21 protein-coding genes are annotated in these 26717 nt (G+C 62.6%); 12 read left to right on the top strand and 9 right to left on the bottom strand.

Translation table 11 applies throughout. The annotated features are described in order from the left end of the window. From OHL11_RS04700 to OHL11_RS04685, 4 genes are read right to left on the bottom strand one after another with little or no spacing between them, the layout of a single operon-like run. Complete coding sequence (locus OHL11_RS04700; RefSeq protein ID WP_449555724.1) at positions 1-1080, bottom strand: DUF7544 domain-containing protein; 1080 nt, start codon at positions 1078-1080, stop codon at positions 1-3. A gap of 41 nt (positions 1081-1121) precedes the next feature. Continuing rightward, complete coding sequence (gene trmFO / locus OHL11_RS04695) at positions 1122-2492, bottom strand: methylenetetrahydrofolate--tRNA-(uracil(54)-C(5))-methyltransferase (FADH(2)-oxidizing) TrmFO (protein WP_263370314.1); 1371 nt, start codon at positions 2490-2492, stop codon at positions 1122-1124. Between the two features lie 11 nt (positions 2493-2503). Beyond that, positions 2504-3004 (bottom strand): GNAT family N-acetyltransferase, encoded by a 501-nt coding sequence (locus OHL11_RS04690; RefSeq protein WP_263370313.1) that lies wholly within the window; start codon positions 3002-3004, stop codon positions 2504-2506. Between the two features lie 2 nt (positions 3005-3006). Beyond that, on the bottom strand, positions 3007-3660 hold the full coding sequence (locus OHL11_RS04685; protein ID WP_263370312.1) for a hypothetical protein: 654 nt from the start codon (positions 3658-3660) through the stop codon (positions 3007-3009). A gap of 75 nt (positions 3661-3735) precedes the next feature. Here OHL11_RS04685 and OHL11_RS04680 point away from each other — a divergent pair, with 75 nt between their 5' ends. The 9 genes from OHL11_RS04680 to moaC all read left to right on the top strand — a co-directional run bounded on the left by OHL11_RS04680 (position 3736) and on the right by moaC (position 11910). Continuing rightward, a complete protein-coding gene (locus tag OHL11_RS04680; protein WP_263370311.1) occupies positions 3736-5055 on the top strand; it encodes a 3-deoxy-D-manno-octulosonic acid transferase in 1320 nt (439 codons plus the stop codon). Next, complete coding sequence (gene lpxK / locus OHL11_RS04675; protein WP_263370310.1) at positions 5052-6083, top strand: tetraacyldisaccharide 4'-kinase; 1032 nt, start codon at positions 5052-5054, stop codon at positions 6081-6083. Before OHL11_RS04680 ends, lpxK begins: the two co-directional genes overlap by 4 nt. Next, positions 6080-7123, top strand: a complete 1044-nt coding sequence (locus OHL11_RS04670; protein ID WP_263370309.1) for a glycosyltransferase family 9 protein — start codon at positions 6080-6082, stop codon at positions 7121-7123. Before lpxK ends, OHL11_RS04670 begins: the two co-directional genes overlap by 4 nt. A 4-nt stretch (positions 7124-7127) precedes the next feature. Continuing rightward, complete coding sequence (locus tag OHL11_RS04665) at positions 7128-7709, top strand: methyltransferase family protein (RefSeq protein WP_263370308.1); 582 nt, start codon at positions 7128-7130, stop codon at positions 7707-7709. A gap of 31 nt (positions 7710-7740) precedes the next feature. Continuing rightward, on the top strand, positions 7741-8550 hold the full coding sequence (locus tag OHL11_RS04660; RefSeq protein WP_263370307.1) for a DUF3108 domain-containing protein: 810 nt from the start codon (positions 7741-7743) through the stop codon (positions 8548-8550). Between the two features lie 32 nt (positions 8551-8582). Next, a complete protein-coding gene (locus OHL11_RS04655) occupies positions 8583-8870 on the top strand; it encodes a putative signal transducing protein (protein ID WP_263370306.1) in 288 nt (95 codons plus the stop codon). A 55-nt stretch (positions 8871-8925) separates the two neighbouring features. Next, positions 8926-10119 carry a carboxypeptidase-like regulatory domain-containing protein gene (locus OHL11_RS04650; protein WP_263370305.1) on the top strand — a complete coding sequence of 398 codons (1194 nt, stop codon included), beginning with the start codon at positions 8926-8928 and terminating at the stop codon, positions 10117-10119. Between the two features lie 84 nt (positions 10120-10203). Further along, entirely contained in the window at positions 10204-11430 is a 1227-nt protein-coding gene (locus OHL11_RS04645; RefSeq protein WP_263370304.1) for a molybdopterin molybdotransferase MoeA, read from the top strand. A 9-nt stretch (positions 11431-11439) separates the two neighbouring features. Continuing rightward, complete coding sequence (gene moaC, locus OHL11_RS04640) at positions 11440-11910, top strand: cyclic pyranopterin monophosphate synthase MoaC (RefSeq protein WP_263370303.1); 471 nt, start codon at positions 11440-11442, stop codon at positions 11908-11910. A gap of 3 nt (positions 11911-11913) precedes the next feature. Here the strand turns inward: moaC and OHL11_RS04635 are convergent, their stop codons facing one another. The 3 genes from OHL11_RS04635 to egtB all read right to left on the bottom strand — a co-directional run bounded on the left by OHL11_RS04635 (position 11914) and on the right by egtB (position 15025). After that, the gene (locus OHL11_RS04635) at positions 11914-12657 is read right to left on the bottom strand and encodes an SOS response-associated peptidase (protein ID WP_263370302.1); all 744 of its coding nucleotides are present in this window, start codon (positions 12655-12657) and stop codon (positions 11914-11916) included. A gap of 12 nt (positions 12658-12669) precedes the next feature. Continuing rightward, positions 12670-13659 carry an L-histidine N(alpha)-methyltransferase gene (gene egtD, locus OHL11_RS04630; protein ID WP_390235611.1) on the bottom strand — a complete coding sequence of 330 codons (990 nt, stop codon included), beginning with the start codon at positions 13657-13659 and terminating at the stop codon, positions 12670-12672. 61 nt (positions 13660-13720) lie between these two features. Beyond that, complete coding sequence (gene egtB, locus OHL11_RS04625) at positions 13721-15025, bottom strand: ergothioneine biosynthesis protein EgtB (RefSeq protein WP_263370300.1); 1305 nt, start codon at positions 15023-15025, stop codon at positions 13721-13723. A 218-nt stretch (positions 15026-15243) separates the two neighbouring features. On the opposite strand from egtB, the gene OHL11_RS04620 reads away from it, so the two are divergent. From OHL11_RS04620 to OHL11_RS04610, 3 genes are read left to right on the top strand one after another with little or no spacing between them, the layout of a single operon-like run. After that, entirely contained in the window at positions 15244-16008 is a 765-nt protein-coding gene (locus OHL11_RS04620) for a hypothetical protein (protein ID WP_263370299.1), read from the top strand. Positions 16009-16041: 33 nt separating this feature from the next. Beyond that, positions 16042-19605: a TonB-dependent receptor gene (locus OHL11_RS04615; protein ID WP_263370482.1), complete on the top strand. Its 3564-nt coding sequence runs from the start codon at positions 16042-16044 to the stop codon at positions 19603-19605. Between the two features lie 18 nt (positions 19606-19623). Then, positions 19624-21831 (top strand): VWA domain-containing protein, encoded by a 2208-nt coding sequence (locus tag OHL11_RS04610; RefSeq protein WP_263370298.1) that lies wholly within the window; start codon positions 19624-19626, stop codon positions 21829-21831. On the opposite strand, the gene OHL11_RS04605 is transcribed toward OHL11_RS04610, so the two are convergent. Together OHL11_RS04605 and OHL11_RS04600 are read right to left on the bottom strand one after the other, a co-directional pair. Beyond that, positions 21828-22010 (bottom strand): DUF5522 domain-containing protein, encoded by a 183-nt coding sequence (locus tag OHL11_RS04605; protein WP_263370297.1) that lies wholly within the window; start codon positions 22008-22010, stop codon positions 21828-21830. The genes OHL11_RS04610 and OHL11_RS04605 overlap by 4 nt on opposite strands. Next, entirely contained in the window at positions 22007-26647 is a 4641-nt protein-coding gene (locus OHL11_RS04600) for a DEAD/DEAH box helicase (protein WP_263370296.1), read from the bottom strand. Before OHL11_RS04600 ends, OHL11_RS04605 begins: the two co-directional genes overlap by 4 nt. Positions 26648-26717 lie beyond the last annotated feature (70 nt).

Genomic DNA, 26717 nt, shown 5'->3' with positions numbered 1-26717 from the left:
TCACACCAACGGAGGCGGTGGCGGCGTAAACGCGGCTGGTGCGTAGTAGTGCGGCAGGGCCGGCGGTGGCGTGCTGCGGTCCAGCGCGTCACCAAGCAACGGATAGCGGCCACCGAGAAAGTATTGCGAGTACGCTTCGAGGAAAACCTTCACCGCGCCCATCGGGACGAACATCAGGTAGAAGCACCCGAAGAGATACACCGGGACCAGCACGATGCCGGCGAGTACGACTAACAGCCATCCGGGGATGTGCAGCAGATGCAGTAGGAAGCCGACCAGCGCGCCAACGATGACGACCACAAGCATCACGATGATGAAAGCGATGTAGAACGCGATCAGCGCCGCGAAGCTGAACGCCACTGCCAGCAACGGCTTCATCAGAGCGTACCCGAGCATCTGGCTGGGCTCCTGCCTGACGAGTGCGAAGAAGCGACGGAAGCCCTCACGAAGCGTCACCCGCTCGAGGATGATCGAGGGGGCAACGAAATCCTCCACCAGCGAGAGCAGCCACATGAAGACGCCGAAGCCGAGATAGAGCCCGAAGAATGAGGCGTACACCAGCATCAACGCATGGAACTGTTCAGGATTGAACGGTTGTCCGGGCTTGGGCTGCGACATCGCGATCACCGGCATCATCGCTACCATCATCTTCATGAAAGGGATCGCCACAAGCAGCGTAACGATGCTGCCGACGACCATTTTGAAGAGGGTCCACGGTAGCGCAGCGCCGCCATAGGTACGCCAAGCATTGCGCACAAACGGCTCACGATCCAGCACCATGCCGAAGACCGCGAAGCGCAGCTTCGAGCAGAGCATGAAGAGCCACGTAAAGAGCACGAGCGCGACCAGCATCACTCCCATGAGGAATGGCTTCATCGTGAAGACGGCGGTATGTGGGAGGAAGCGCGACCAGGCGAGGAAGTACACCAGCGGCCACGGAAAGAAGATCAATCCAAGCATCGCCGCGTAGGCGGTGGCTGAAATTTTCCAGGTGCGGCCGAAACGAAATGGAGCAAAAAGCACAAGTTTCGTGCGCTCCAAGGCGGGCGAAATAGCGTCAACAGGACCGAGGCTTCTCATGGGTTTGGTGCGAGGAGAGTATCACGCCTCGCGCCACGAGCCTATGAATTCTGCATCCACGCGTCCCACGCTTCAAGCGCGCGCTCACACTGGATGCGGTGACGCTCTTTCTTATCGCGGATCTTCTTGCGCAGTTCTTCCTCCAGCGGCACCAGCAAATCGAAGGTAATGTTCGCGGGTTGGAAGCGCTTGGTGTCGGCGTGCGTGATGTAGTGCGAGAGCGAGCCGTTTGCCGTGAGTCGCGGGGCCGGCGTGGGCTGCTTGCCCTGCGCGAGCGCAGCAGCATAACGGCCAGCGAGTAGACCGGAAGCGATCGACTCCGTATAGCCTTCAACACCCGATAGCTGGCCCGCAATCATCACGTTCGGATGCTCACGCAACTGCAGCGTCTCGGTAAGCAACGAAGGCGCGTGAATATACGTGTTGCGGTGGATCTGGCCGTAGCGCAGGAACTTCGCATTCTCGAGGCCAGGGATCATGCGCAGAATGCGCGCCTGCTCGCCGTACTTCAGCGAGTTCTGAAAGCCGACGAGGTTGTAGCTGTCGGCACGCAGATTCTCCTGTCGCAACTGCACAGCGGCATACGGCCAACGCCCAGTGCGCGGGTTCGTGAGCCCCGCAGGCTTCATCGGGCCGAAGCGCAGCGTGTCCTTGCCGCGACGCGCGATCTCTTCGATGGGCAGGCAGCCTTCAAAGTAGTTGACCTTCTCCGCCGCAGCCTTCGCGGCGACATCGTCCACGTCGGGAATCTGCTCCCACGACTTGTGCTCGATCTTCTCCGCGTTCGCGAGCGCGTCGATGAAGGCTTCGTACTCTTCCTTCGTGAACGGGCAGTTGATGTAATCGGCGGTGCCCTTGTCCCAGCGCGCAGCGAAGTAAACCTTCTCCATGTCGATGGAGCTCGCGTCCACGATGGGTGCGATGGAATCGTAGAACGCGAGGTGGTCCGCGCCGGTGATGCGCTGCAACTCCTTCGCGAGCGGCGAAGAAGTCAGCGGCCCGCTGGCAAGGATCGTGATCGTGTCCGCGTCGACTTCGATGAGCGTGGTGACTTCTTCGCGGCGCACTTCGATGTTCGGGTGCGCTTCGATCATGGCGGCAACCTTCGCCGAGAAGACTTCGCGGTCCACCGCAAGCGCATGGCCTGCGGGCACGCTGGATTCATCGGCAGCCTTCAGCAGAAACGAGTTCGCGCGGCGCATCTCCTGCTTCAGCAGCCAGGGCGCAGAGTTCTCGCTCTCGCTCTTCAGCGAGTTGGAGCAGACGAGTTCCGCGAAGTCGCTGGTAAGGTGCGCTTCGGTGGAGCGGATGGGGCGCATCTCGCTGAGGACAACCTGGCAACCGAAGGATGCCGCCTGCAATGCGGCTTCGGGGCCTGCGAGGCCGCCGCCGATAACGTGAATCTTCTTCATCGCTCTTAAGTTTATGCTTCTGCGACCGATGGCGCTTGTCCGGCAAGCGCATGCAGCTTTTCGTCCGCGATGCGCATGATGCGCCACTCGGTCTGCGTGTGCGCACCGATGCGTTCGTAAACGCGAATCGCAGGCTCATTCCACGCGAGCACGTCCCACTCCAGGCGTGGGCAGCCTTCGTCCACGGCGATCTTCGCCACAGAGGCGAGCAGCGCCTTCCCGATGCCGCGACTTCGCAGCGACGGCGTTATGTAGAGGTCTTCGAGGCGAATGCCATGATGACCGCGCCACGTCGAGTAACTGGTGAAGAAGAGCGCAAAGCCTGCGGGTGCGCCGTCGAACTGCGCAATGAAGCAGCGAAAGCGCCGCGGCTCGGTAAAGCCGTCGCGCAGCAGGTCAGCTTCTGTAGCGAGCACAGCGTCGGGTTCACGCTCATACTCGGCGAGCTCGCGGATGAAACCGAGGATCGTGGGAACGTCAGCGGGCGTTGCCCAGCGGATCTGCAAACTCATCGTTACTTCGTGCCTGTCAGTGGAATTTCGAAGCTGTCGAGCGCGTCGCCCTGCTGATTTTCACCGCTCACCCAACGCACCTTGCGCAGCTCCAGCGTGGCGTTTTTCAGCACCGGCGTGTCGAGCCCCTGCATGTCGTAGAAGAGGTAACCGGCAACGGTTTCGTGCGGCTTCACGGTGGTGGTCTTGAAGCCGAAGTCCGCGTCATCGGCGAGGATCTTCGTGTCGATCGGCTTCTTGTGATACGTGATCGAAGGCAGCGGACCGGGCAGCGGAATCTTCTTCGGCCCGGCCTGCTTCATCTCGAAGAAGCGGCGGTTCAGGTCATCAGGCGTGGCCGCGAGCACCTTCGTGCTGTCGCCGGTGATGAAGTCGATGCGTGCATCGGAGAGCGTGATGGGCTTCTCCGAGTCGTTGGTGACGATCACGCGAATCGGCATCATCTGGTGGCCGAGATAATCGAGCCGCGTGTCGGGTCGCGTCTCTTTGTTGTCCCCCGGCTCGGCCGCGATGGTGACGTGCTCCTGCTTATGCTCGTCGTGCATGGCGTATTGCGCCGCAGGCAGAGGAGCTTTGGGCTTGCGCGGCTTGTCGGCGTGGGCCAGCGAAGTTGCGGTGGCGAGCACGAGAATCGTCGAAAGAGTGCGGAGACGCATCACGATTGATTATCCTCTCCCTGTGATGGACGAGGCAAAACCGGTGAAGGTCTACGGCGTGCGAGGCCGAGGTTGATGCTCGTCTACAGCTTGCTGCTGGCGGTGGGGCTGCTTGTGAGCGCGCCGTGGTGGCTGCTGCGCATGGCCACGACTGCACGCTATCGCGAAGGCCTGCAGCAGCGCCTGGGAGCGGTGCCGCGGGCGCTGCAAAGCTACGTGGCGGGCAGGCGTGTGGTGTGGGTCCATGCGGTGAGCGTCGGCGAAACGCTGGCAGCCACGCGTCTGGTCAGCGAGTTAGAGGCCGCGCTGGGCGATGGCTGGCGCGTGGTGATCTCCACCACGACGCGAACCGGACAGGCGCTGGCACGCGAACGCTTTGGCGCCGAACGCGTCTTCTACATGCCGCTTGATTTTGCGTGGACGGTGCGGGCGTATCTCAACGCACTGGAGCCCGCAGCTCTTGTGCTGATGGAGAGTGAGCTTTGGCCGCGTCTGCTGCACGAAGCACAACGCCGTGGTATACCGCGTATCGTGGCGAATGCGCGCGTAAGTGATCGCTCTTACAGACGCGCGCTCAAGGTGCGCTGGCTTTGGAAGCATGTGTTGGCGAAGGTGTCGGTGTTCCTCGCGCAGAGCGAGGAAGACGCGCGACGACTGCAGGAGCTTGGTGCAGCGAACGCCAAGGCGGCTGGCAACCTGAAGTACGACGTGCGTCCGCCAAAGAACTCAGCGCTCGCCGATCGAATACTCGCGCTCGCACATGGTCGCCGCATCCTGGTGGCAGGCAGCACGCTCGGCGAGAACCCTTCCGAAGATGTAACGATGGTCGAAGCCATCAATTCGTTTCCCGTGGACGACAGACCGCTGCTCGTCCTGGCCCCTCGCCATCCTGAGAATTTTGAGGCGGCCTACAACATCGCAAAGCACCAGCCTGTGCTACGTGCGACGGAGATCAAAGGCGGATCATTCGACGACAACACGCAAATCGTAGTGCTGGACACGATCGGGGATCTCGCGGCTCTGTACGCGGTTGCGGATCTGGCTTTCGTGGGTGGCTCGCTGGTAAAGCGTGGTGGACACAATCCACTGGAGCCCGCGCAGTTTGGCGTGCCGGTTCTCATGGGGCCGTCCTTTGAAAACTTCCGCGGAGTCGTCAACGCGATGCAAGAGGCCAACGCAATTCGCATCGTACCCACCGACATAGAAGTCAGACAAATCTCGCCCAAAGATGTCCCCAGTGCGTTGTCTCACGCGGCGATCACTATGATTCGCGAGATGCTCTCGCGCCCAGACGAAACACGCGCCATGGGTGAACGTGGGCGGGCGGTCTTCGAGTCGCAACAGGGCGCGACCGCGCGGGCTGTCGCAGAGATCGTGAAAGCGGTGCAGGCATGAGCGCGCGGCGTCCTTGGGCATGGCCGCTCGTGCCGATCTATGCCGGCCTGTCGCGCATGTCGCAGGCGGTGAAGCTGAGCCAACAGCGCAGCCTTTTCTGGCCGGTGCTCAGCGTGGGCAGCCTCTCCGCAGGGGGTGCGGGCAAGACGCCTGTGGTGATTGCGCTCGCGCGCCTGCTGCAGCAGGAAGGCTGGGAGGTCGACGTGCTGACGCGCGGCTATCGACGGCTCGGCGATGGTGTTGAGCAGGTAAAGCTGCTGACAGCGGAGCGCGGCGGCGATATCGCTGTCGATGCGCAGTGGTTTGGTGACGAGCCTGTGATGATGGCACAGGCCACCGGAGCAGCAGTGTGGGTCAACAGCGATCGCTTTCTCGCCGGACTTGCCGCAGAGGACGCCACCGAGCTCAACGAAACGAACGCGCGACGGATTCACTTGCTCGACGACGGCTTTCAGCATGTGCGGTTGGCGCGTTCGCTCGATGCCGTGCTCCTCACGCGCGAAGATCTTGACGATGCGCTGCTGCCAGCGGGCAATCTGCGCGAGTCCCTGGCCGCGCTACGACGTGCGGACGTCGTCGTGGTGCGCGAAGACGAGCGTGAGTTCGTGGAAGCGAGAGTGCGTCGAGCCATGCGCACCGACGCGAAGCTCTGGAGCATTCGTCGTAACCTGCACTTCGATGGACCGCTACGAGTTCTTGGCGCAGGACTGCGCCCCCTCGGCTTCTGCGCGATCGCTCGCCCGGTGGACTTTGCAAAGAGCGTGCTGAGTGCAGGCTGCGGCATCATCGACACGATCGCGTTTGCCGATCATCACGCCTACACGCTCGGCAACATGGACGAGATCATCGCCACCGCAGAGAAGCTGCGAGCTTCAGGCTTCGTGACGACGGAAAAAGATGCGGTGAAACTGACCGCGCCTATGCGCGAGCGGCTGAGTGCGTTTGGTCCGCTGATGGTGGCGAAGTTGCGCGTTTCGTTCGTGGACGAGGCCCAGGTATTGCACGACTTGAAGGAGCGTCTGCGATGAAGGTGTTGATCGTGCGCGTGGGCGCGATGGGCGATGTGCTCCACGCGCTGCCTGCCGCTGCGGCGCTCAAGCGAATGAGGCCAGAGACGCGCATCGACTGGGTCATCGATGAACGATGGCAGCCGCTGCTGACGAACTGGGATGAGCCGGGCCCGGTCGTTGACCGCAGCTTCGCGGTGCCCATCCGCAAGTGGAAGCAGAAGCCGTTCTCGCGCGAGACGCTGGCGTCGTTGCTGGCGTTCCGCAAGTTGCGCGGGCAGTATGACCTCGTCGTCGACATGCAGGGAACCCTGCGCTCGGCGCTGATCGGGCGACTGGCTGGCGGAAAGACGCTGGCTGGGTACAGCGATCCGCGCGAGGGGTTTGCGGCAAACCTCTATGGCCGCAAGTGCGTGCGGCGTGGGACGCATGTGGTGGATCAGGGTCTGTCGCTGCTGGGCGATGCCGTGGGCGTGGAGCTTGAGTCAGTGCTGGCGAAGGGCGTGGCGTTGCCGCGCATCGGCTGGGCCGAGGAATGGGCTGAACGCGAGGCCGTGTTGCGACGTCCGCTGGCGTTGCTTGCAGCCGGAGGCGGCTGGGGCGCGAAGAGTTGGCCGAACGCAAAGTTCGGTGCGCTCGCCACGCAGTTGCGCGAAGCCGGCTACGACGTCGTGGTGAATGCCGCCAAGAAGGACGCGCCCGATGCTCTCGAGGTGATCGCAGCAAGCGAGGGCGCAGCGCGGATGGTGGTATGCAACGTGGCCGGGCTGGTGGCGCTGATGCGACGCGTCGATCTGTGCGTGGGCAATGACTCGGGGCCAATGCACCTGGCCGCCACGCTGGCCGTGCCAACGGTAGCGCTCTTCGGCCCCACTTCGCCGGAGCGCAATGGGCCCTGGGGGCCGGGGCCGAGCGTCGTGCTGCGTAGACCGCTTTCGCAAACCACGTACAAGCGCACCGCCGAAACCGAGGCGGGGCTCGCGAGCATCAGCGTCGAAGACGTGATGACTGCAGTGAACCCAGATGCGGCAAGCCGGATCGCCGATCCTTTGAGACAATAGCCAGATGGCTGCAGTGCAACGGACAGGATGGCAGAAGATCGCGCGACGGATTCGCGTGCCCCTGGGCTTTGTCACGGCCGTGCTCTTCCTGATCTTCGCGCGTCCTACGTGGCCGCTGCTCGCCGCCGGACTGGTGCTGGTGCTGCCGGGACTCTGGCTGCGTGGATACGCCGCAGGTTATGTGAAGAAGAACGCCGAGCTCACGCGCACCGGCCCCTACGCTTACACGCGCAATCCTCTTTACCTTGGTAGCATGGGCATCGCCTTCGGCATTGCGATCGCGGCTGGTCGCTGGTGGCTGGCGGCGTTGCTGGTCGGGCTGTTTCTGATGATCTACCTGCCGACGATTCTGTCGGAGGAAGCCTTTCTGCGCGAGCACTTTGCGGGCTTCGACGACTATGCCCGCCGCGTGCCACGTCTGCTGCCCCGCTTCACCGCAGCCCGTTTCGAAGGCCAGGACACCGGTGCCGGCGCCTTCTCGCGGGAGCGGTACCTGCATCATCGCGAGTACAATGCTGCCATGGGCGCAGCGGCGATTTACGCGCTGCTAGTGCTGCGGATGCTGCTGCTCCGCGGGCGTCTCTAAACCATACCTCCGCGACGGGAGAAGGACTCTGTTGAATCTTCGCGTGCTGGCTCGAGCGGCCACCTTCTGCCTGTTTTTCGGATGTTCGCTCGCCGCGTCGGCGCAGGTCTTCGGCGCCAAGCCGCCGGTCGCGCAGAAGCCCATTCCTACCCTGCAGCCGCCGATGCCCGGCTTCAGCTGGCCCGCGCACCAGACGTTGACCTTCAGCGTGGACTGGCGCGTCTTCCAGGCCGGCACCGCTATCTTTCATCTGGACCAGCAGAACGGCATGTTGAAGATCACGGCGACCGGTGATTCCACGGGTGCGGTCAACATGCTCTTCCCTGTCGTCGATCGCTTCCAGGCCGGTCTCGATCCCAGGACGGGCTGCTCGACCGGCTTCAACAAACAGATCCAGGAAGGCCGTCGCAAGATCGCCAGCGAACTGGCCTTCGACTATCCCCACGGCAAGCAGACGCAGAACGAGCGCAATCTCGTAAAGGGCACCGCGACGCACAAGGAAGCCAACATTCCGGCGTGCGTGACCGACTCTTTGAGCGCGATGTTCTATACGCAGTCGCAGCCGCTGGTGGTGGGGCAGACAGTGAGCTTCCCGCTCGCGGACTCCATGCGCACCGTAACGGTCGGCATGAAAGTTGAAGCTAAGGAAGAAATCAAGACACCCGCTGGCACCTTTCAGACCGTCAAAGTTCAAGCGACCGCTGATGAAGGCGTGGTGAAAAACCGCGGCTCCATCTGGATCTGGTACACCGACGATGCGCGTCATCTGCCGGTACAGGTTCAGGCCCGCCTGTTCTGGGGAACGATTACGTTCCACCTGCAGTCGGTGGATTTCCGCTAGAAATCAGTGGCGTCGCGAAAGGTGGAAGTGCGATGAGCGAAACAACGGGCAACAACCTTGTAACGGTGGCGACGTATCCTGAACCGGCTTCGGCCCAGGTAGCTTTGTCTGCTCTGGAAGCAGCGGGCATCAGTGGATTTCTACAGGGCGAGAATGCGAATGGCCTGATTCCTGTAGCCTTCACCGCTCGGCTGCTGGTACGCGCTGAAGATGAAGCCGCCGCGCTCGAAGTGCTCGGCGCGCAGGATGCGTCTTTGGAAGAGGTCACCGCCGCCGAACTCGCAGGCGAGCATGTTGCCGACTCCGATCTGGTGGAGTAACTTAAGCGATGCTGCCGGGCGAATGCGATCAATGCCCGAAGAGGACAAAGGACACATGACAAACTGGAACGCGAAGATGATGACGCTGGCCCTGACGGCCACGTTGACCACCGGCACGCTGGCAATGGCTCAGCAGGACGCAGCAAAGGTTCACGGTAAGGTGATCAACGCTGCTGGACAGCCGATCACCACGGGTGACGTGGAGTTCACCAAGGACGTAACGGCCGCAGGCAAAGAAGCGAAGATGCTGAACAAGGCCCCTCTGGGCGCCGACGGCACATACTCCGCCACGGGCATCGCTCCCGGTGACTACGTCGTGTACGTCGTGCAGGGCGACAAGTTCGCGGATCGCCAGCAGTTGAAGGTAACGCCGAACGGCGACCTCACGCTGGACTTCGACATGACCCGCGAAGAGTACATGAAGCAGCTCACGCCGGAAGAGCGTAAGGCGATTGAAGAGTTCAAGGCGAAGAACGCTTCGGTGGTGGCCGGTAACGCGGTGATCAACAACCTGAACGCGACGCTGAAGGCTGTGCGCGACGATATGCATGCTCCGACCCCGAACTGGGACAAGGACGTTGCCGACATGAAGCAGGCGACGACGCAGAAGCCGGAAGAAAGCATCCTCTGGATGACCTACGCCGACGCGCTGACGGGAAAGGCCGATGCTGCAGCGAAGGCGCTGCGCGCGCAGGGCAAGCCGCCCATGGCTGATGCCGACGTGCAGCAGGAGTACGCCGATGCCGTCTCCGCGTACAAGAAGGGCATCGAGCTGAACGCAGCTTCGAAGAAGCCGTCGCCGCTGGACCAGGCCACCGCCTACAACCAGATGGGCAACGCGCTGGCTCGCGCGGGCAAGGTACAGGAAGCGCAGGCTTCGTATGAGTCCGCTGTAAAGCTGATGCCTGCAAACGCTGGCCAGTACTATGGCAACCAGGCTGCGGTGCTCTTCAACGCCAGCCAGTCGGACAGCTCGCTCGCCGATGCGGCACTCACTGCGGCGGAGAAGGCGATTGCTGCCGATCCGAACCGTCCTGATCCCTACTACGTGAAGGGCCAGATGCTGCTGCAGAAGGCGACGGTGGACCCGAAGACGCAGAAGGTTGTTCTCCCTGCAGGTTGCGAAGATGCGTACCAGAAGTACCTCGACCTGGCTCCGGACGGAAAGTTCGCAGCGAGCGTCAAGGAAGTGCTGGCATCGCTCAACATTAAGATCCAGACGCACTACCGCGCAGGCGCGAAGAAGTAAGCTCGCTCCGGCACCAAGGCAAAGCCTCGACGCACAGCGTCGGGGCTTTTGCTTTCTGGTTGAATGAAGAGAAGGAGCAACAGAGTGTCGCAGGTTCTTAGCTTTGAAGAAGCGCTCGCAGTGGTTCTGCGTGAGGCCCAGTCGCTTACGCCGACGCAGCGCGCAGAGCAGGTGCCTCTCGCGCAGGCGCGGGGCCGCGTGCTCGCTGCGCCCATCTGCACGCCACGCGACCTGCCTCCGTTCGATCGCTCCACGCGCGATGGCTACGCGCTGCGCGCCGCAGATATGGGTGCGAGGTTGCGAGTCGTAGGACAGGTGCGGGCTGGCGAAAGCTGGCAAGGCCCGTCGCTTGCTGCGGGCGAGGCTATTGAACTGATGACCGGCGCTCCCCTGCCCGCCGGGGCGGATGCCGTGGTGATGCTTGAGCACGTGCACGCGGTAGACGGCACCATCACGCTCACTGCAGGGCGCGAGATCGCCGCAGGGGCGAACGTCGTACCACGCGGCTCAGAGGCCCACGCGGGCGACACCGTGCTGGCAGCAGGTGAAGTCGTCGATGCGGCCACCGTTGCGCTTGCTGCCGGATGCGGTGCGGCCACCGTCACCGTCTTTGCGCAGCCGACCGTGGCGATCATTGCCACTGGAGATGAACTTGTCGAACTCGGCAACGCGCAGGCGCCACAGCCGTGGGAGATTTACAACTCCAACAGCTACTCACTGGCCGCCCTCGCGGAAGCAGAAGGGGCGATCGCCACGCGGTTGCCCATCGCGCGCGACACGCTGGCCGATCTGAAGGCGCGACTGGACGAAGCGGCATTGAGCGATTTGCTGCTGATGAGCGGCGGCGTCTCCGCAGGCAAATACGATTTTGTGGAAGACGCCCTGGCTGCGACAGGCGCGGAGTTCTTCTTCGTCGGCGCGCGCATTCAGCCTGGCAAACCTGTGGTCTTTGGCCGGCGCCCGCGCCAGCATGGCGGTTGGCAATACTTCTTCGGCTTGCCGGGAAATCCTGTCTCCACAGACGTCTGCTTTCGGCTCTTCGTTGCGCCGTTACTGCGCGCTCTGCGAGGAAGCCGCGAGCTGACGCCGTGTTTCGTCGAAGCCACTACAGGAGCCGCTTTCGCAGGCAAGCCCGAACTGCTGCGCTTCCTCCCTGCGCGCCTTGAAGGCGGCGTGAACGGCGTGCGTGTCTTCCCGGTCGAGTGGCAGGGCTCAGGCGATACAGCAGCGAACGCGCGCGCGAACTGCTACTGCGTGGTGGGCCCAACAGGGATCGGACGCGGAGCCACCGCGCGCGTATTGTTGCGATAAGGAGTATTTGTGAGCGAGAAGCTTTCCCACTTTGACGACGCCGGTACAGCGCACATGGTCGATGTCTCCGCGAAGAGCAACAGCAAGCGTGAGGCCGTCGCCGGCGCATTCGTCGAGCTGAACGACGCCGTGCTGGCCGCACTACCGCAGAACCCGAAGGGCAATCCGTTGGAGGTTGCACGCTTTGCAGGCATCCAGGCGGCGAAGCGCACCAGTGAGCTGATTCCCATGTGCCATCCGCTGATGCTGAGCTTCGTCGACGTCACCGCAGAGGTCGTTGCAGGCGGCGTGGAAATTCGCGCGACCGCAGCGACGGTGGCCGGCACGGGCGTCGAGATGGAGGCCATGACCGCAGCCTCGATTGCGGCACTGACGGTCTATGACATGACCAAGGCGCTCGACAAAGGCATCCGCATTCGCGAAGTCGTGCTGCTGGAGAAACGAGGCGGCAAGAGCGGCGAGTATCGACGCGAGCTCTAGCAGCTAGAACAACATCTGCCCTTCCTCCGGTTCGTCGTCTGGCTTATCGAGAAGCTCTTCGCCGTTGTTGCGTGCGTTGTTCACCTTCGGGTTTGCCTCAGCAGCCTGCATCTCGGCTGCGTCGAACGGCTTCAGCAAATCCAGCGGCAATGGGCTGTCGCCAGAGCGATCGATCCAGCGTGCATAATCGCGCGGGTGCAGAATGACCGGCATCCGCGTGTGGATGCTCGCGAGCAGATCGTTCGCCTCAGTGGTGATGATCGCGAAGCTCTGCAACCACTCACCGGTGTCGGGGTTGCGCCACGCATCCCAAAGCCCTGCGAAGGCGAAGACAGGGTCGTTCTTCAGCCAGAAACGCATGGGCTTCTTGCGAGGTTTGGTGCTCTTGGGGCCGCTCAATCGCGACGGCAGAATCGTGTCCCACTCGTAGAAGCCATCGGCGGGAATCAGGCAGCGCTGCCGCTCAAATAGCCGCTTCCATATGCCACTTTGAATGCTCTCAGCACGAGCGTTGATCGTCGAAATGCCCTTGTACTCATCGAGCGACTTCGCTGTGAAGGGCACGATGCCCCAGCGCATCAGCAGCGCTTCGCGCTCGTGCGTGTCACGTTGCAGCCGGATCACCGGCTGGAAGGTCGTCGGGGCAATGTTGAAGTCCGGCGGCAGCGGAAAGGGCGGCTCGCCGTGCAGGCGAAAGTGCTCGGTGATGCGCTGCTTGTCGGATCGGCGAATGTATCGGCCACACATGCAGAGCGTAGCTTACACCGCGTCGGCCATCACCACGGCATACCAGCCGTTTTCGTCGGTAAGTGTGCGATTCATGCTGAAGCCCGAGTCCTGCAACAGCGTGTTGATCGCAGCGTCGGTGAACTTGTAGCTGTTCTCGGTGTGAATCGTCTCGCCCTTGGAAAGAGTGATCGCATCGCCGCACACATTCACGGTCTGCGAGACCAGACTCTCCAGATGCATCTCGATACGCGACTCCGATGCGTTCCAACACGCACGATGCGCAAACTGATCGAGCTTGAAGTCGGCGTCGATCTCTCGATTGAGACGCGTAAGGACATTCTTGTTGAAGGCCGCGGTGACGCCTGCGTCATCGTCATAGGCCTTTTGCAACGCATCGTGGGACTTCGCATCGCCCGGTGCGAGATCAAGCCCCAGCAGCAACGTGTCGCGCGGCTCGAGGTGCGAGCGAAGATTCCGCAGGATGTTCTGCTGTTCTGCCGGCGAAAAGTTTCCGATAGACGAGCCGATGTACAGCGCAAGTACGCGCGCGTTCGCAGGACGCTCCACATCGTAGCGTTCGGTGATGTAGTTCGCGATCTGCGGCTGCACCTGCAGCTGCGGAACGAGCCGTGTGAGTACGTTCGCCGCCTCTTCTGTCGCGCTCGCCGAGACGTCGATCGGCTGGTAGAGCAGGGGTGTCTGATGTTGAGCCAGTGCTGTGAGCAGCACGCCTGTCTTCGAGGCCGTGCCCGCACCAAGCTCCATCACCGTGAGCGGCGTGCCGACATGCTCGGCGAGCGTGGGCGCCATCTCCACGAAGAGATGGCGCTCGGTGCGCGTGAGGTAGTACTCGGGCAGCTCGGTGATGCGTTCGAAGAGTTGCGAGCCGTGTTCGTCGTAAAAGAGCCACGCGGGCAGGGTCTTCGGAGTAGCGTTCAGGCCGGCCTGGACAGCCTCGCAAACGGCGGACGAGGTTGTGGGAGCTTCGAGGGCTTCAGGTGCTTCGATCAACGGATCCATCCTTCACGATGCGAACGTTTGAAAGGCGTCAGGGATGTGATGCAGCCAAGGGCGCGCTTGGTTACTCGGCTCCGTCGCGAGCGAGCCGCAAACCGGAGAACTGCCAGCGCGTGCCGGGAGCAAAGAAGTTGCGGTACGTCGCACGGATGTGGGCCTCCGGCGTGACGCAGGAGCCGCCGCGCAGCACCATCTGCGAGCTCATGAACTTGCCGTTGTACTCGCCCAGCGCACCGGGCAACGGTGCATAGCCGGGATACCCCGAGTACGGCGATTGCGTCCACTCCCACACATCGCCGTAGAGCTGCTCGACGCCCACGCCGCCTTGCGCAACCGCCGGATGCAGGATGCCATCCTCCAGCCAGTTTCCTTCGGCGGGGTTCGCGACCACGGCGGCATACTCCCACTCAAACTCCGTAGGCAGACGATGCCCGGACCACCGCGCAAAAGCGTCGGCTTCAAAGAAACTGAGATGGCACACCGGAGTTTCCGAGAGCGTCTCGAGCGGACGCCAACCCTCCAACGTGAAGACGGTCCACCCCGAGCTCGCGGACGTGTCGCGACGCCAGTAGAGCGGCGCTTCCCAGCCTTCCTCGCGCATGCGGTCCCAGCCTTCAGAGAGCCAGAGCTCCGGGCGGCGATACGCGTCGTCGTCCATAAACGCCAGGTACTCACTACAGGTGACAAGGCGCGACGCCAGGCGATACGGCGCGAGGAAGCGTTTGTGCGCAGGTGTTTCGTTGTCGAAGGCAAACTCCTCGACCTCTTCCGCGCGCGGCGTGACGCCGAACTCCACGACTCCCGGCGCAGGCGGCGAGAAGGTGATCCATTCAAGCGGCGGTGCGATGGCTTCGGTGGTGATCAGGTCGCGTTCGGTGTACGCGGGATGCAGCGGGTTCGTGAAGAACGCATGCTTGATGTCAGTGGCCGCGAGTTCCAGGTGCTGCTGCTCATGCTGGAGCCCCAGCACGATGCGGCGCAACGCCTCTTCGTTCACCGAAGAGGTCAGCAGGTTGTTGATCGCGGCGTCGACGTGACCGCGATACTCGAGAATCTGGTCCAGCGGCGGACGCGAAAACGAAGCACGCAGCTTCTTCTCAGGCATATCGCCAAGCGACTTGTAGTAGCTGTTGAAGAGCCAACGAAAATCAGGATGAAACTCCTGGTAGTTCTCGGCAAACTCGCTCAAGACGAAGGTCTCGAAGAACCAGGTGGTGTGCGCAATGTGCCACTTGAGCGGCGAGGCCTCTGCGCAGGATTGCACCATCATGTCCTCGGCTGTGAGCGGCGCCATGAAGCGCATCGTGGCTCCACGCACGGCGATGAAACGCTCACGAATGGATTGGGCGAGGGTGGGTTCCGTCAACATGCGCGCTTCTCCTGAGGCTGTGGGTGGCGTGTAGAAACTCTTGCAGCTTTGGATGCGAAGTTCCGGGCGAGCGACTCCACAAGCGTACAAGCGTTCGGTAAAAGAGATAGAAAAAATCGCTCCTGCCGCGTCTTCTCGACGAGGCTTACGTCTCTACAATCTAGAAACCATTGCGTTGCCGTTCCTGGAGGTTCCCTATGTTCCCACGAGTAGCCTTGTTGCCGACTCTGTCCATTGCCCTGCTCTGTTCTGCCGTACCTGCAGCCATACGCGCTCAGGATGCACCGCCTGCGGGCCAGCGTGGTGGTGGGATGTTTGCGGGAATGCAGCGCGCGCAGGGCGAACTGGTGGCCGTGGACGGCAAGACGCTGACGGTGAAGGAACAGGACGGCTCCAAGGTGCTGATCGTCACCACCGACAACACGCGCATCATGCGCGGCAGCGGTGCTGGCATGATGGGTGGCGGCGGCATGGGCCCGGGCGGCGGCGGTATGCGCGGCAACATGCAACAGGCCACACTCACAGACCTGAAACCCGGCGACGGCATCACCGCGGCGGGTCAGTTCGATGACCACAAAGCCCTGCACGCCATGTTTGTGATGGACGTGGACGGTGCGGCGCTCGCCGCGATGAAGGCCAACCTCGGCAAGACGTACATCGTCGGCAAAGTGCAGTCCGTGGACCTCGACAACGCGAAGATGACCGTGAAGCGCAGCGACGGTGTCGAGCAGACGATTCTCTTCGATGAGTCGACTTCGTTTCGCCGTGGGCAGCGCATGCGCATGAGCGGCGGCGCCGGTGGTGGAACACCGCAACAGCCGACGTTTGAAAGCATCACGCTCGCCGATGTGAAGGTCGGCGACAACGTGAGCGGCAAAGGACAGCTCAAGGGTGGAACGTTTGTGCCGGCCGAGCTGACCGTGATGACGCCCCCTCCGCACGGAGATCGCCCCAACATGCCCGGCGCTCCTGAATATAAGTAAACGCGCCGCAAAGGAACGAACCTCGACGTGAAGATGCAAAACCACACGCGCAGTAGCGCGACGCGATCCGTGTCCGCCCTGGCCGTCGCAGCCTCGTGGCTGCTGGCCATCGCACCCAACGCAGCGGCCCAGTCCGCCACACCCGCTCCTGCCGCACCGGCGAACGTAACCGCCACGACCGCTCCTGCAGATGCGCAGGGCGGCACGATTCGCGGCACCGTGACCGCAGCCGCGCTCGGCAAGGGCGCAGCGACTCCGCTGCCCGGTGTCGCCGTTACCGCTACGAACACGCTTACCGGCCGCAAGTACACTGCGGCGACCGACATCGACGGCAACTACGCGATCGCGATCCCGAAGAATGGCCGCTATGTGATTCGCGCCGAGTTCATGGGATTCGCGCTCTCCACCGCCGAGGTCGTCTTCGGTGGGGACCACGCCACAGCTACTGCGAACGCCACCAACTTCGCGCTGGAGCTTGCCAGCCGCGCAGCCGCGCAGGAAGCCGCCACCACGAGCGCCACAACGGCCAGCGTGTCGACGCAGCTCGCGCGCGGCCTGCAGGGCCTGAGCCTCAGCGGCAACGACAGCTCGACCTCGGCGGCGAGCGCCTCCGGCACCGGCAACAGCGGTGTTTCGATGCCTTCCCTCGGCTCACTCGATGAGTCGGCCTCAGTGGCGACGGAGTCCATCTCCGTCAGCGGACAAAGCGCACAGATGAATGGCCTCGCGAACTTCAGCGAAGACGACATTAAGCAGCGCGTGCAGGATGCGATGGAGCGCGCACGCTCCGAAGGCCGCATGAGCGGCAACGACGGCAACGTGAATGCGATCGTCAGCGTGCTGGGCCCCATGATGGGCGGCATGGGGCCCGGCGGTGGCGGGCCTGGCGGTGGCGGCCGTGGAGGCGGCGGCTCGCGCGGCGGCGGCATGGGCGGCTTCCGCAACTTCAACCCCACGCAGCCGCACGGCAGCTTCTACTACACCGGCGAGTACTCAGGGCTGGACTCTGCACCGTGGTCTGCGACGTACACCGCGGTGAACAAGCCGAGCTACAACAAGAACTCCTACGGTGCGAGCTTCATGGGTTCGCCGTACATCCCCGGCCTGACGAAGCCGAGCACCAAGCAGTTCGTCTTCGGCAACTTCTCGGGTGTGCGCAACACGACGCCAACCGTCTATACGGCGACGGTGCCAACCTCGCTGCTGCGCTCGGGTGACTTCTCGCAAACCGGCGTCACCATCTACAACCCGTACACGGGCCTGCCCTTCGTTGGCAACAAGATCCCTACCTGCACCACAACCGGCCAGACGGGCTGCATCACGCTGCAGGCGCAACAAATTCTGGCGAACTACTACCCGGCCTGCAACCTGGCGGGCTGCGAAACGCTGCCTTCGACGGCGTACAACTACCAGACCGTGACCACCGCAGGCACGAACACCGAAAACGTCAACATGCGCTACGTGCGCAACCTCGGCCAGGACGCGGGTAATCCCTTCGCCGGCATGCGTCGCCAACAGAACGGCCCCGCAACGCTGCGGCAGAACATCAACGTCGGCTTCAGCTACTCGCACAGCGCATCCGATCAGCGCAACGTCTTCCTGCCGCTGGGTGGAACTACGTTCAGCGATGGCTACAACGTGAGCGCCGGACACACGCTCAGCTACGGCAAGCTCAGCAACACCGCTACCGTCACCTGGAACCGCTCGCACGCGCTCACGCGCAACTACTTCACCGATACGAACACGAATCCCACGCTGCAGTCCGGCATCACCTCGCCCAGCACCGGCGCGGTCGGCTTCCGTCCTGATTTCTACAACGGCCTTGTCGGCATTTCGATCTCGCGTTTTCAAGGCCTGAGCAACACGCAGCCCAACGATTCGATCTCGCAGACGATCTCGTTTTCTGACGGCGTGAGCTGGCGCAAGAAGAAGCACAACATGCGCTTCGGCTTCGACATCCGCCGCCTGCATCAGGATTCGCTCGGCGGCTCCAACGCGCTCGGCACGCTGACCTTCACGGGCATCAACACCTCCGGCACATCCAGCGCGTCGACGACAACGAACGGCTATGCTTCGTTCGCTGACTTCCTGCTCGGTCTGCCGCAACAGAGCACCATCCAGGCAGGCACGAACAAGATCTATCTCCGCGAAAACGTCTTCGACCTGTACGGCCAGGACGACTACCGCGTGACCGACAACATCACGCTGAACTACGGCATTCGCTACGAATACTTCGCACCCTTCACCGAGAAGAATGGCCGACTCGTCAACCTGACCGGCGTCTCTTCGCAGACCACAAGCGTTGGTTGCGTGACGCCGAACGGCGTGACCGCAGGCGCGCTGCAGTGCGGCGTTGGCCCGACCGGTTCGCTGATCTTCCCCGACCACACCATGGTGGCGCCGCGCTTCGGCGTGGCCTGGCATCCCAAGTGGCTGAAGCAGACGGTACTGCGCGCGGGCTATGGCCTCAACTTCAACACGGCGCAATTTGCGACCTTCGCGAAGTTGATGAGCTATCAGCCGCCGTTCGCCGTGACGCAGAGCAACGTGCTCGCGACCGCCACGAACGCGACGGGTTGCTCCATCAGCAACCTCACGCTGGCAAACCCCTATGGATGCTCCAACAAGCTCTACCAGAACTCCTTCGCTGTAAATCCGAACTACCGCCTCGGCATGGTGCAGGTTTACAACGCCGACATTCAGAAGACGCTGCCCATGCAGATCGTGCTCAACATTGGCTACAACGGCTCGCATGGCTCAAACCTCGATGTGACGCGCGCACCGAACCACAACGTCAACACGGTCACCACGCCAAACGCCGTGGCGTTTACGTATCGCGACTCCACAGGTGAGTCCACCTTCAATGCATTCACGGTGAGCGCGCAGAAACGTATGCAGCACGGCGTCTCGCTCGGCGCCACGTATCAGTACGCGCACTCGATCGATGATGCGTCATCGATCGGCGGCTCGACCTCCACAAGCTCCATTCAGAACGACAACGACCTGCACGCCGAGCGCGGCAACTCCAGCTTCGACGTTCGCCACAAGCTCACCGGCAACTGGGTGCTCGAAGCGCCGTTCGGCCCGAACCGCCTGTTCCTGAACAAGGGCGGCGTCATGTCGAAGATCCTCGACGGCTTCCTGCTGAGCGGCGATTTCACCTTCCAGTCCGGCACGTACTACACGCCCACCGTGCAGTCGACCGCCGCGCAGGTCTCGGCGGGTGGCACGTACACGCTGCGTCCGGACCGCGTCTTCTCGCAGCCGGTTCAAGGCACGGGACAGGCCGCTCGACCGCAGAACCCGAACGCCACGTACTTCAACACGGCTGCGTTCGTGTATCCGACAGGCACGTACGGCTCCGCGTCGCGCTACTCCATCGAAGGCCCCGGCACGGTCGCCGCAGACGCTTCGCTCTCGCGCAATGTGCAGCTCGGCAGCACGCGTTCCTTCGAGGCCCGCATGACTGCCAGCAACGTCTTCAACACGGTGCAATACAGCAGCATCAATACGTCGCTCGGCTCAGCCAACTTCGGCCAGGTCACCGGCGCGGCTTCGATGCGCAAGATCACCTTCACCGCACGCTACCGCTTCTAGGACACAGTGAGACGAACGATGCGAGAGACACGATACAACCTCGGCAAGAAGGCGATGTCCGCCGCGCTATGCTGCGCGATGACGCTCGCCGCGACAGCGCAGGAAGCCGCGCAGGAAGCCGCACCGCAAGCCAACGGCGGATATACGCTGAAGATCAACAGCAACATGGTGCTGACCAATGTGGTCGTGCGGGATGCGAAGACCGGCGAAGTCGTGAAGGGCCTTACCGCCGCCGACTTCACCATCAGCGAAGACAAGAAGCCGCAGAAGATCTCGAGCTTCGACTTCCAGAACGTCGACGCTGCAGCCATCCTCAACGAAGCGTCGACGGTGAGCGGACAAGCGAAGATCGCCGACCTGCTCAACAACGATCTCGGCGCGGACGCAAAGGCGCTCAAGGACCATCGTCTCATCGTCATGTTCTTCGACATGAGCACCATGCAGGACGACGACATTGATCGCGCTGTCGCCTCCGCGCGTGACTACGTGAACAAGCAGATGCAGCCCGCCGACCTCGTCGCCATGGTCTCGCTCTCCACGTCGCTCTCGATGGATCAGGACTTCACGAGCAACAAGGAGGCGCTGCTGCGTGTCCTTTCGAAGTACGACGGCAGCGAAGACCAGGGTTTTGCGAACGGCACCACGGGTTCCACCGATGGCACCAGCGATGATGGCTCCTCCTTCGCCGCCGACGACAGCGAGTTCAACTCGCTGAACACCGACCGCGAACTCTTCGCCATTCGCACGATTGCCAAGAGTCTCGAGCGCGTCGAGCAGCGCAAGTCGATGCTCTTCTTCTCCGGCGGCATCACACGTAACGGCATCGAAAACCAGGCAAGTCTGCGCGCTGCCACAAACGCCGCCGCACGCTCGAACATGGCCATCTACAGCGTCGACGCTCGCGGCCTGCAGGCGTTGCCGCCCGTTGGCGATGCCACCAAGGGCAGCTTGCGCGGCACTGCGGCTTATACCGGTTCCGCCGTTCGCAGCCAGTTCAATGCGAACTTCGCGTCGCAGGACACGCTGAGCAATCTCAGCACCGACACAGGCGGCAAGGCGTTCTTCGACTCCAACAACTTCGCGCCGGCCTTCCAACAAGTGCAGCACGACACCGAGGCGTATTACATCCTGGGCTTCCGCGCGACCAACCAGAAACAGGACGGCACCTATCGCCACCTGACCGTCACGGTCAACCGCAAAGGCGTGAAGCTGGAGTATCGCCCCGGCTACTATGCGCCGTCTGACTTCACACATCAACGCACGGAAGACCGTGAGCTCGCGCTGAAGGAAGCGATGCGCAGCGACCTGCCCGCCACAGACCTGCCGGTATATCTGCAGGCCGCGTATCTCCGCGAACAGGACGGTCACTTCTACGTTCCGGTCACGTTGCTCGTGCCGGGCTCAGCCATTCCCTTCGTGAAAAACGGCAACGCGGACAAGGCGAGCATCGACATCATGGGTCAGGTGAAGGCGAGCGAAGGCTCCGCCTCTGGCGTGGACTTCGGCAACGTGCGCGACACCGTGAAGCTTGCCGTGAACCAGGACCAACAGGCCGCGCGCAAGAATATCCAGTACTCGACAGGTTTCCTGCTCGCGCCCGGTCACTATCACGTGAAGTTCGTCGTCCGTGAAAACGAGACGGGCAGCATGGGATCGTTTGAGACCGACCTCAACGTGCCGGATTTGAAGCGCACCCCGCTGAAGCTGAGTTCCGTGATCTTCAGCACGCAGCACCAGCCCAACACGCAGCGTCACACACAGAGCCTGCTGGTGCGTGACGGCGTCGAGTGGGTGCCCAATGTGTCGCACATCGTGCGGCAGGACCAGCACCTCTACTTCCTCTATGAGGTGTATGACCCCACCGCGCCGAAAGATGCGAAACAGGCTCCTCTGCCCGCAGGCATGAAGAGCCACGACGGTGGCGCGACGAAGCTGCTCACATCGATCGAGTTCCTGTCGAATGGCGCGAAGGTCTTTGAGACACCCACAGTCACCGCCGAGCGCGTCAACATCCCGGAACGCAACGCCGTCGCGTTTCAGTTCGATGTGCCCGCAACGCAACTGAAGCCCGGCAACTACATCTGCCAGGTCAACGTCGTCGATGACGCCGGGGGCAGCTTCAGCTTCCCGCGCATGGCTTTGCGCGTTGTCGCATCACCAACGTTGCCAAGCGCGCCAGCGCCTGCAACTCAGCCAACACCCACCGCAAACACACCGGGCTCTTAGAGCCCGGTTTCACTTTCATCTTCGCGATATGGGCAGTGCCTGCATCCCGATCCGCAGCAGTACCCACGGCGCAGATGATACTGCTCCGTGAAGACCATGAAGCCGTTCTCGAAGTAGATGTCACCGTCTTCGATCTCCATCGGCTCTGCGGCTGCGGCGGGCTTCAACTCATCGCTCATGAGAAGAGCCCCAGATTGGTTTGCGGTTCGCTGCGCGGCATCGGCATTTTGTTCAGGTCAGCACGCACCACATCTACGAGCGATCTCCGCCGCGGCTTTGCGATAGCCACCGCCTCCACTTCGGGCTGCGGTGGCATGCCGTTCTGCAATGACACTTCGCGCCCAGGGATCGCCGCTTCGCGCACGCCGGGCACGATCACGTCTACGAGATTCAGCGGATCAGCTGCGCAGATCGTCATCGCCTCTTCATCCTTACGCGCCTCATGCTTGCGACGCGCTGCACGCAACGCATCGACCGCCTCCGGCAACGCAAACTGTTCACCAAATGCGCCCGAAACAAAGCGCCCGCCACGGATCTCCCCACGCGCTTCAAGCCGCCGCAACACCGGCACAAGATCGCGCCACTTCGGCGCATTCGATTCGCGCGCGAGCAGGTCGCGGAAGAGCACGCCATAGCGGCAGAGCAGAATGCGCGCCTGCGCATCAAGTGCTGCCTCATGCTGCTTCGCCTTCGCAATCATCGTGGCGCGCTGCTCATCGTCCGCGGCTTCAAGCGAACGTCGCGTTGCCTTCATCACTTCCACCACAGGCGCAAAGAGCAACGACCAGCGCCCCGTCGTCGTGCGCGCAGCCGCACGCTTGCGCAAACTCACCGCGGACTTCTGCTCCACGGCCATCGACTTGCGACGCGGATCCATCATTGCACGCAGCGGATCGAATCCATCGGCTGACGCAAGCCCCGCGGTCGCCAGCTCCCACAGCCCGCTCATCACCTGCTGTTTCGTGAGGCCGCTTGCCTGCTGCAGATCAGCGCTGAACGCCGCGCCGCGCTCGGCTAGCAGTGCACGCATCTGCTGCGCCTCCGCAGAGAGCGAACGCGCGAGCAATTCTTCATTAATTGACTTTGCCGCAAGCGCCTCCGGCAGCCACTCCGCAGACTCGCGCAGATAAAACGTGATGGGCGCAGCCGAGGTGGGAATGACGCGACGCGGCGCGTTGCCAGCCTCTTCCGTCCACGCAGGATGCGGCGAGAAACGCCCCCAGCCCACAATCCCTGCGAGGCAAAGATTGTCGAGAAAGCGAGGATCATAATCCTTCACACGGCGCGGCAGAATGTTGCGCTCCCACTCGCAGGCCGGCGCTTCAAAGCCCTCAAGCTGTTCGAGCACAGCGAGCACACCCTCTTCACCGCTGAGTTGTTCCTCCGATGCGATGTGCTGCCAGTCCAATAACCAGCGCATGAAAACCTGCGCCGTTACAGGCTCAATCTGCTCCCGCAATGAGCGCAACGTAAGGCGATGAATGCGCTGCAGGATGCGTCGTTCGCACCACTCGATGCGCATCGGCTCCTCGTCGCTCGGTCGCGGATGCTCGAAGACGCCGCGCATCGCCAGCCCCTGCAGTTCCATCGCGAGGAAAGCCTGATGCAGTGATCGCGGCGCGAGATGGAGCCTCGCGCCGAGCGATGATGCCGTGACCGGACCAAGCATCTGCAACCATCCCTGCGTGAGCGCAAGCGTGGCAGCATCGCGCGCCGAGAGCGTTTGCGCCGGACGATCTTCCGTGCCGCCGATCACAAACTCACGCTTGCTGACATCGACGCTCACTTCCGGGAACGCAGCCTCGGGCCACAGCGTGCGCGCGTCATCGAGCCGCTCGGCCGCAAACCACATGCGCTCGCCCGCAACCTCAAGCTCAAACGCGCGGCCTGCCTGATGTAGCTTTGCAAAATGCAGCGGCCAATGCTGCATCGCTCTGGCTTTGTCGTCACAATGCTCGGCGAGGAACGCAACCGGTAATGCCACAAGCTGCAGCAGCAGGTCATGCAACTCGTGCTCGTTGCGAACATCCGGCCAAAGCTGCGCGCGCACAGCATCAATCGCCGCCTGGTCGAGCCTGCCTGCACCATCGGACACAGAGTCGGGCAACGAACGCCGCAGCGACACAGCACGCGTACGACGCGCCGCCGCATCCTCAGGATCAAGGAACGCATACGGCATCGCGTTCACCAGCTCATGCGCAAACTGCGACGGCACAGGCGTGTCCACGGCAAGGCACTCGATCTCGCCTGCCGCAATCGCCTGCAACAACTCCTCAAGGCCATAGATGTCCATGCCTTCGCAGAGCGTGTCGCGCATCACTTCGTTGACCAGCGGATGATCAGGAATTTCAATGTCGCCGGTCATCGTCTCCGGACACGCAGAAGCATGTGGGAACACCGACGCGAGCAGATCATCCGAACGCGAGCGCTGAATCTGCGGCGCAACGCGCTTGCCCTTCTGCATGCGCAGCAGTTGCAGCGAACGCCCCGCCGCCCAGCGCCAACGGTTCTTAAAGAGCGGCGAAGGAATCGCCGCTTGCTCCAGCAGACCTCGCGCGGTGTTGGTCGAGAGAAACTGAAAGACCTCTGCCAGCGGAAAACTATGCTGCTCGGCAAGCGAGATGTTGATGCCGTTGTCGGTCGCCGCAGCCTGCAACTCGAAGTTGAAGCCGCGACAGAAGCGCTTGCGCAGCGCGAGCCCCCACGCCTTATTCAAGCGTCCGCCGAAAGGCGCATGCAGAATAAGCTGTTGCCCGCCGCCTTCATCGAAGAAGCGCTCCGCGATGATGCGCTTCTTCGTCGGCACGGCACCCAGCACCGCGCGACCAGCCACAACGTAGCTGATGAGCTGCAGCGCAGCGGAATCGTTGACGAAGCATTGCTCCTTCATCCACGCGATGCACGCGGCCACTTCTTCGTGAGAGGCACTCACTTCACTTGGCTTCGTATTGCGTGTCCGCTGGTCGATCTCCTCGCGCAGATCGCTCACCGCATCGCTCAGTACGCCGGTGCGCTGTGGGGCTTCGCCTTCCCAGAAAGGGATGCTGGGCGGTGCGCCGTGCGCGTCTTCGACCAGCACCTTGCCCGCAGGATCGATGCGCTGAATGCGCCAGCTCGTGTTGCCGAGCAGCACGACGTCGCCCGGCGAAGAGTCCACGGCAAAGTGCTCGTCGAGCGTAGCGATCTGCACATTCTCCGGCTGCAGCATCACGCTGAAAAGCGAGGTATCGGGGATCGCGCCACCGTTGGAGATCGCAATCATGCGCGATCCACGGCGTGCATGCACCTGGCCTTGTACGCGATCGCGCAACACGTAGGCACCGTAGCGGCCACGCGAGTTTTCGATGCCGTTATGCAGCAGCGCGAGCAGCTCATCGAACTCACCGAGCGTGAGGTTGCGATACGGATGCGCACGACGCACGATGTCGAAGAGTTGATCTTCGTTCCAGCTCTCCGCGCCGCACATCGCGACGAGTTGCTGCATCAACACATCGACCGGCGCAGGAGGCACTTCAAGCAGATCAAGCTCGCCAGCAACCATTTTGCGCAGCAGAGCGGCCTGCTCCATCAGATCGTCGCGAGTGAGCGCAAAAAAACGGCCCTTCGGCACCGCGCCGCGCCAATGCCCCGCGCGGCCAACGCGCTGCATCGCCACGGCGACCGAACGAGTCGTCGCAATCTGGCAGACGAGGTCAACGTTGCCAATGTCGATGCCGAGTTCGAGCGATGCCGTCGCGACAAGAATGCGAATCTCACCATTCTTCAACCGCTGCTCGGCATCAAGACGCAGCGCGCGTGACAGTGAGCCATGATGCGCGGCGACAGCGTCCGCGCCGAGGCGTTCGGCGAGTTCAAAGCTGATCTTCTCGACAAGGGCACGCGTGTTGACGAAGACGAGCGTCGAGCGGTGCGCCATTGCAAACTCCGCAAGCTTCGAGAACATCTCCTCACGCATCGCGGTCGAGGTGATTGAGCCGAGTTCATCGCTCGGCACTTCAATCGCAAGATCGAGCTTGCGGCGCTGCCCTACCTGCACAATCGTCGCGCGCGCACGCGGTGCGTGATCGTCGCATCCGCCTACGAGGAAGTCAGCAACGAGTTCAATGGGGTTCTGCGTGGCGCTTAGCCCGATGCGCTGCGGGGCTGTGCTCATGCCGGTGAGCATCGCGCCGGGCGCGAGCCGGTTCTCTCCGCACACGAGCGCGTCGAGGCGCTCCAGCGTCAGCGCCAGATGCGCACCGCGCTTGTCGTCCGCGATCGCATGAATTTCATCGACGATGACCGTCTGCACGCGGCGCAGATTCTCGCGCGGCTTGCCTGCCGTGAGCAGGATGTACAGCGACTCCGGGGTGGTAACGAGAATGTGCGGCGGCTGCTTGAGCATCGCCGTGCGTTCCTTCTGCAGCGTGTCGCCGGTGCGCACACCGGTGCGGATCTCCGGACAGAGATAGCCGCGCTGCAGCGCAAGCTCGCGAATCTCCGCGAGCGGTCCGTCGAGGTTCTTCTGCACGTCGTTGGAGAGCGCCTTGAGCGGCGACACATACACGACATGCGTGTGCGGCGTCAGCGCTCCTTCGAGGGCGAGGCGCAGCAGCTTGTCGATACACACAAGGAATGCAGCGAGCGTCTTACCCGAGCCCGTCGGCGCAGAGATCAGCGTCGCTTCGCCGCGCAGGATTGCCGGCCAGCCCGCAATCTGCGGCTCGGTCGGCGAGCCGAAGCGGCCGAGAAACCACTCCTGCACGAGCGGATGCGCCCACGCGAGATCGGCGTGCGTCAGCGGCGCATCAGTGCTCGGAGTGGGCCCGGAAATCATGGCTCATTCTAGCGCAGGATTCGCCTGGTCTTCGCCTGAAGATTTGATGCGGCGCAAGTGTTTCAGCAGA

Source organism: Granulicella cerasi, from assembly GCF_025685575.1.
Lineage (GTDB): Bacteria > Acidobacteriota > Terriglobia > Terriglobales > Acidobacteriaceae > Granulicella > Granulicella cerasi.
The sequence above is the reverse complement of the archived record's forward strand: the minus strand, read 5'-3'. Positions and strand labels throughout refer to the sequence as shown.

What these genes read in the sequence shown, in the direction of transcription:
- OHL11_RS04615 (WP_263370482.1), top strand. Translation starts at nt 16,042, where the DNA reads ATGCAAAACCACACGCGCAGTAGCGCGACGCGATCCGTGTCCGCCCTG.
- OHL11_RS04655 (WP_263370306.1), top strand. Translation starts at nt 8,583, where the DNA reads ATGAGCGAAACAACGGGCAACAACCTTGTAACGGTGGCGACGTATCCT.
- OHL11_RS04700 (WP_449555724.1), bottom strand. Translation starts at nt 1,080, where the DNA reads ATGAGAAGCCTCGGTCCTGTTGACGCTATTTCGCCCGCCTTGGAGCGC.
- OHL11_RS04680 (WP_263370311.1), top strand. Translation starts at nt 3,736, where the DNA reads ATGCTCGTCTACAGCTTGCTGCTGGCGGTGGGGCTGCTTGTGAGCGCG.
- OHL11_RS04670 (WP_263370309.1), top strand. Translation starts at nt 6,080, where the DNA reads ATGAAGGTGTTGATCGTGCGCGTGGGCGCGATGGGCGATGTGCTCCAC.
- OHL11_RS04605 (WP_263370297.1), bottom strand. Translation starts at nt 22,010, where the DNA reads ATGAGCGATGAGTTGAAGCCCGCCGCAGCCGCAGAGCCGATGGAGATC.
- OHL11_RS04635 (WP_263370302.1), bottom strand. Translation starts at nt 12,657, where the DNA reads ATGTGTGGCCGATACATTCGCCGATCCGACAAGCAGCGCATCACCGAG.
- OHL11_RS04685 (WP_263370312.1), bottom strand. Translation starts at nt 3,660, where the DNA reads ATGCGTCTCCGCACTCTTTCGACGATTCTCGTGCTCGCCACCGCAACT.
- trmFO (WP_263370314.1), bottom strand. Translation starts at nt 2,492, where the DNA reads ATGAAGAAGATTCACGTTATCGGCGGCGGCCTCGCAGGCCCCGAAGCC.
- egtD (WP_390235611.1), bottom strand. Translation starts at nt 13,659, where the DNA reads ATGGATCCGTTGATCGAAGCACCTGAAGCCCTCGAAGCTCCCACAACC.
- OHL11_RS04610 (WP_263370298.1), top strand. Translation starts at nt 19,624, where the DNA reads ATGCGAGAGACACGATACAACCTCGGCAAGAAGGCGATGTCCGCCGCG.
- OHL11_RS04650 (WP_263370305.1), top strand. Translation starts at nt 8,926, where the DNA reads ATGACAAACTGGAACGCGAAGATGATGACGCTGGCCCTGACGGCCACG.
- OHL11_RS04665 (WP_263370308.1), top strand. Translation starts at nt 7,128, where the DNA reads ATGGCTGCAGTGCAACGGACAGGATGGCAGAAGATCGCGCGACGGATT.
- egtB (WP_263370300.1), bottom strand. Translation starts at nt 15,025, where the DNA reads ATGTTGACGGAACCCACCCTCGCCCAATCCATTCGTGAGCGTTTCATC.
- lpxK (WP_263370310.1), top strand. Translation starts at nt 5,052, where the DNA reads ATGAGCGCGCGGCGTCCTTGGGCATGGCCGCTCGTGCCGATCTATGCC.
- OHL11_RS04690 (WP_263370313.1), bottom strand. Translation starts at nt 3,004, where the DNA reads ATGAGTTTGCAGATCCGCTGGGCAACGCCCGCTGACGTTCCCACGATC.
- OHL11_RS04600 (WP_263370296.1), bottom strand. Translation starts at nt 26,647, where the DNA reads ATGATTTCCGGGCCCACTCCGAGCACTGATGCGCCGCTGACGCACGCC.